The organism is Herbaspirillum sp. B65 (assembly GCF_000333555.1).
Lineage (GTDB): Bacteria > Pseudomonadota > Gammaproteobacteria > Burkholderiales > Burkholderiaceae_D > Herbaspirillum > Herbaspirillum rubrisubalbicans.
On the sequence record NZ_BADI01001212.1, the window covers coordinates 1 to 269 of the forward strand.

The 269-nt window shown below is 60.6% G+C and carries 1 protein-coding gene; it reads right to left on the bottom strand.

What is annotated here, in order from left to right; all coding sequences use genetic code 11:
* The coding region (locus I5W_RS33825; protein WP_044531796.1) for a substrate-binding domain-containing protein at positions 1-269 on the bottom strand (269 nt) is incomplete at both ends.

Consider the following 269-nt stretch of genomic DNA (forward strand, 5'->3'; position numbering starts at 1 on the left):
GACCCCCGCCGCTGCAGCGAGTGACACTGCACTTTCCACTTCCGCAGGAAGTCCCAACTTCTTAATCTGTTCAGCAATATCCGGCATCAAGGCAGAACTTGCCCCGGCCCCCAGTGCTCCAGAAACACCTCCCGCAAGCAAGCCAATTGCCGAGTGTGCGCCGATCACCGAGATATCGCGCGGCACGCTCAGGCCCAGATCGGCAATGGCATTCATCGCGCCCAGCGCCGGCAGGTCATTGCTGGCGAAGATAGCGGTCAGTTGCCGAT